The organism is Phenylobacterium sp., assembly GCF_044371015.1.
Lineage (GTDB): Bacteria > Pseudomonadota > Alphaproteobacteria > Caulobacterales > Caulobacteraceae > Phenylobacterium.
Genome location: NZ_JBILUK010000238.1, coordinates 1 through 4,868 on the forward strand (window position 1 = coordinate 1; position 4,868 = coordinate 4,868).

A 4,868-nucleotide genomic window follows, 5' to 3' on the forward strand; every position below is an offset into this window, starting at 1 on the left:
CGCGCCAACAGCCGCGCGATGGTGGTCTTGCCGGTCCCCGGCGGACCCCACAGGATCATCGACGACAGGCGCTTGGCCGCCGCCATCCGCCCGATCGGCCCCTCCGGTCCGAGCAGGTGATCCTGCCCGACCACCTCCTCAAGCCGCTGCGGCCGGAGCCGATCCGCCAGCGGGGAAGGCTGGGCGGGCGTCAGGCCGGCGGCTTCGAAGAGGTCGGCCATGGGGTCAGGGTGCGGTCAGGGTGGCCGGCGGCGTGTAGTGCACCTGGGCGTGCGGCCCGAGCGGCAGGTCCAGCGCCGCCCACAACAGGGTCATCGAGATCCCCGCCGCCATGAAACTCAGCGCATAGGGCAGCATCAGCGCCAGCAGCGAGCCCACCCCAACACTCTTGTCCCAGCGCCGGCAGAAGGCCAGCACCAGCGGAAAGTAGCTCATCAGGGGCGTCATGATGTTGGTGTAGCTGTCACCCATCCGATAGGCGGCGGTGGTCATCTCTGGAGAAATCCCCAGCAGCATGAACATCGGCACCACCACGGGGGCCAGCGCGCTCCACTTGGCCGCCGCCGAACCGATGAACAGGTCCAGGATCGACGAGAAGGCCTGCACGCTCATCAGCAACAGCGGCGCCGGCAGCGCCATTGCTCTCAGCACCTCGGCGCCGTTGATCGCCGCGATCGGTCCCAGCCGCGACCAGTTGAACATCGCCACGAAGTGCGCCGCGAAGAACACGAACACCACATAGGGCGCCAGCATCCGCACGCCTTCGGCCATCTTGCCGATCACATCGCGGGCGTTCTTCACCGTGCCGTTGCCGATGCCGAAGGCAATGCCGCTGGCCAGGAACAGCATCATGAAACCGGCGATCAGCGCCCCGTAGAACGGTTGAAGTTGCGCCGGCCCCGTCTGGGTCTCGTCGATCAGAGGCGTGTAGCCCGGCCACAGCGCCAGGGCCGCGAAGGCGATCACAACGCCCAGCGCTGCGATACCCGCCCAGCGCAGTCCGCGGCGCTCTTCGTCGGTCACCGCCGAACGGGCCAGTTCGGCCTTCAGCTCATCATCCGCCTCGCCGCCCCAGGCGCCCATTCGCGGCTCGATGATCCGGTCGGTCACGAACCAGATGATCGGCGTGAACACGAACACCGCCGCCAGGATGAACCACCAGTTGCCCAACGGGTTCATGGTCCAGGTCGGATCGATGATCCGGGCCGCCTCCTGGGTGAAGCCGAACAGCAGAACGTCGGTCTGGCCGGGCGTGATGTTGCCGACGAATCCGCCCGAGACCGCCGCGAAGGCGGCTGCGATCCCCACCAGAGGATGGCGGCCGACCGCGGCGTACAGCAGCCCCGCCAGCGGGATGAACACCACATAGGCCGCGTCCGAGGCATGGTGCGAAACCATCCCGATCAGCGCCACCGTCGGCGTCAGCAGGGCGCGCGGCGTGTCGCGCAGGCTGTAGCGGATCAGCGCGCTCAACAGGCCCGTCCGTTCCGCCACCGCCGCGCCCATCACGATCACCAGCACTTGGCCCAGCGGTGCGAACCCGGCCAGCGTCCGCGGCATCTCGGTGAACAGGCGCTGGATGTTCTCTTCCGAAAACAGCGAGTGGGCGACGAACGTCAGCCGCCCGTCCTCGAGCACGCCCCATTGCGGCGCCTTGTCGCCCGGATAGGCCAGCGAGGCCTGCCACCCCATCGCCGCGCCCAGCGCCGACAGCAGCATCAGGGCGAAGATCAGCCAGACGAAGATGATCGCCGGTTCCGGCAGCTTGTTTCCCAGCCGCTCAATGGCGGCGAGAAACCCCTTGGTCGGGGCGGGTTCGGGCGAAGGCGCAACGTCACTCATGCCGTTGACCTAGCACGGCAAAGGCGACTTCAATCAAGTGTGTCATCCCGGAATTCGCGGCGCCCGAACGTCCTGGATGACACGGCTGATGGATCCCTACCCGCGGAACGTCGCCGACACCTCGCGCCCGTCGCGCTCGATGGTCACCTGCCACAGCCGCTGCGGCTGGGCGACGGCCCCTGCGAGATCCCGGACATTGCCGATCCGCTGGCCGTTCACCGCCCGGATGATGTCGCCGCGGCGCAGGCCCACGTTCATCGCCGCGCCGCGGTCCAGGCCCGTGACCAGCACCCCGGGACCGGCGAACGGATCGACGCCGAGCTCGTCAGCCACCGCCGGCGAGAGATTGACCACCTGGGCGCCGTCGAACGGATGCCGCCCAGTCAGGGTCCGCGCATCGCGCGGCGGGTTCGCCGGCGGAGCTTCGGCGCGCAGGGTCAGGGTCTGGTCGCGGCCGTCGGCGCGACGCACGCCAAGGCTCAGGGTTTCGCCCGGCCGGCTGTTGCGGATCGCATAGTTCAGGCCCGCCGCGTCGGTCACCGGCTTGCCGTCCGCCTGCAACACCACGTCGCCGGTCTTTAGGCCCGCCCGGGCGGCGGGCCCGCCCGGCCAGATATCCGCCACCAGCGCCCCCTGCGGCAACGCGAGGTCCAGGCTTCGCGCGATCTCGGCGCTCACCGTCTGGGTGCGCGCGCCCAGCCAGGGCCGCACCACCGCGCGGCCACCGCCGACGGCGGTCTCCACCACGCGCCGCACCACGGCCGCCGGGATCGCGAAGCCGACGCCCGAGGAACTGCCCGAGCGCGAGAGGATGAAGCTGTTCACGCCGATCAGGTCGCCGTCCATGTCCACCAGCGCCCCGCCGGAATTGCCGGGATTGATCGCCGCATCGGTCTGGATATAGGCCGAGCCGCCGTCGCCGGTCGGGTCGGTGGTGCGGTTGAGAGCCGAGACGATTCCGTTGGTCACCGTCTGGCCCACGCCGAACGGATCGCCGATCGCCAGCACCAGATCTCCGACCTGCGTGCCGTCGCTGTCGTCAAGCGCCAGCACCGGCAGCTTTTCGCCCGGCGGAAGATCGATCTTCAGCACCGCAAGGTCCGTTCGCGGTTCGGCCAGCAGAATGCGGGCCGGAAACTCCCGCCGGTCATTGAGCGCCACGGTGATTTCCTGGCCGCCCTCGACCACGTGGTTGTTGGTCACGATCACCCCGTCCGACCGGACGATCACGCCCGAGCCCAGCGAAGCCGCCAGCCGCGCCTGCGGCACGCCCAGGCCGAACATCTGCCAGAACGGGTCCGTCTGCTGGCGCACCAGCCGCTTGGCCGAGATGTTCACCACCGCCGGCGCCGCCTTCTGCACCACCGGCGCGAACGACATCTTCATGGCCGCCGCGCTGGTCGGCGCTGCGCGGGTGGGTTCGGCCAAGACGGGTTGCGACTGGCTCTCGCGCGGTGAACAGGCGCCCAGCAGGCCAACGGCGAAGAGGATAGGAACGCGAGACGCGCGCATGAAAACTCCGGTGATAGACGCCGCCGCTTGCACCACCGCAATTCGGCGGCATCGTGGCGAGATCAGGTCTTGGCCGGCCCCGCCGCCCGCGCCGCGATCGACGCGAGCCCCATGGCCAGCACCAGAAGTCCGGCCGCCAGATAGATCGCCAGGCCCTCCGGCCAGCCGCGCCGCAGCGACTCGGCGAACACCAGACCGAACAGCGCAGGTCCGAGCATCGAACCGATCCCCGACAGGCTCTGGTTGGCGCCCTGAAGCTGGCCCTGCTCCTGCGGCTCCACCTTGCGCGTCATCAGCCCCTGCAGGCCCGGCATGATGAAGCCCGAGAGCGCGAAGATCGGCGTGCCGATCAGATAGAGCCAGCCATCCGGCGCCCAACCGTACCACGCGAAGCCGATCGCCCCGGCCGTCAGCCCGATGAACATCGTACGCCGTTCGCCGAACCGCCTCACTGCGGGCCCGACCAGGAAGATCTGCACCAGCACGCCCAGCACCCCGGTCAGCAGGAACGTCAGGCCCAGGAAGCCGGGCGACCAGCCGTAGCGATGGGTGGTGTAGAGCACGAAGATCGTCGGCAGCACCACATGGGCGACCTGGAACAGGAAGCCCACGCTCGCCAGCGGCAGCAGCCCCGCCTTCGAGCGCAGCAGCTTCAACGCCCCGACCGGATTGGCCCGACGCCAGTCATAGGCCTTGGCCCGTCTTTCAAGCGGCAGGGACTCGGGCAGGATGAAGTAACCATAGGCCACGTTGATGAAGGTGATCGCCGCGGCCACCAGGAACGGCAGGCGCAGGTCGTACTCGCCCAGGAACCCGCCCAGGGTCGGCCCGATGATGAAGCCGAATGAAAACGCCGAACCCATCCAGCCGAAGACCTTGGCCCGCTCGCTCGGCGCGGTGACGTCGGCCAGATAGGCGTTGGCGGTGGAGAAGCTGGCCGCCGTGGCGCCGTTCAGGATGCGCCCGACCAAAAGCCACCACAGCGTCGGCGCGAACGCCATGAACAGGAAATCGATCCCCAGGCCCAACAGCGACAACAACAGCACAGGTCGCCGCCCGAACCGATCCGAGAACATCCCCAGGATCGGCCCGCAGACAAACTGCATCACCCCCCAGGTGGTGGCGAACAGCACATTCCAGTCGGCCGCCGCAGCCGTATCGCCCCCGGTCATTTCGCGGATCAGGTTCGGAAGGATCGGGATCATGATCCCGAACGAGATCGAGTTCATCAGCGCCAGCGCGAAGATGAAGGCGAAGCCCGCCTGCCGCCCTTTTGGCGCCGCCAATTCCGGACTGCTCAACGCGAACTCCCCTGCCCCGCCTGCTCACGATACGATGAAAGCAGCGCCCGCCACCACTCTCCCAGCTTCGACAGCAGCAGCCCGTCCGGAAATCCATGCCGCGCCGCGTTCCCCTCCGGCACGGCGTGGAACCCGCGATGCTCGACGCTCACCCGGGTCTCATCCCCCACAGCCTCGAATCGAACCTCCGCCTCAGTAGAGAGTCCCGGCGGA

General features: G+C 68.6%; 4 protein-coding genes and 1 pseudogene. All 5 read right to left on the reverse strand.

Features of this window, described 5'->3' with window-relative positions; translation table 11 throughout:
- On the reverse strand, positions 1-221 hold a 221-nt coding region (locus ACIQ3R_RS15315; protein ID WP_397419726.1), incomplete at its 3' end, for an AAA family ATPase.
- A 4-nt stretch (positions 222-225) separates the two neighbouring features.
- The gene (locus tag ACIQ3R_RS15320; RefSeq protein ID WP_397419727.1) at positions 226-1,842 is read right to left on the reverse strand and encodes an AbgT family transporter; all 1,617 of its coding nucleotides are present in this window, start codon (positions 1,840-1,842) and stop codon (positions 226-228) included.
- Positions 1,843-1,938: 96 nt separating this feature from the next.
- Entirely contained in the window at positions 1,939-3,354 is a 1,416-nt protein-coding gene (locus tag ACIQ3R_RS15325) for a Do family serine endopeptidase (protein WP_397419728.1), read from the reverse strand.
- A 62-nt stretch (positions 3,355-3,416) separates the two neighbouring features.
- The gene (locus ACIQ3R_RS15330; protein ID WP_397419729.1) at positions 3,417-4,655 is read right to left on the reverse strand and encodes a TCR/Tet family MFS transporter; all 1,239 of its coding nucleotides are present in this window, start codon (positions 4,653-4,655) and stop codon (positions 3,417-3,419) included.
- A pseudogene (locus tag ACIQ3R_RS15335) lies at positions 4,652-4,868 on the reverse strand (ATPase); the annotation flags it as partial. The pseudogene ACIQ3R_RS15335 and the gene ACIQ3R_RS15330, both read right to left, overlap by 4 nt.

Excerpts from the sequence above, each read along its gene's own strand:
- ACIQ3R_RS15325 (WP_397419728.1), bottom strand. The coding sequence starts at position 3,354 with ATGCGCGCGTCTCGCGTTCCTATCCTCTTCGCCGTTGGCCTGCTGGGC.
- ACIQ3R_RS15320 (WP_397419727.1), bottom strand. The coding sequence starts at position 1,842 with ATGAGTGACGTTGCGCCTTCGCCCGAACCCGCCCCGACCAAGGGGTTT.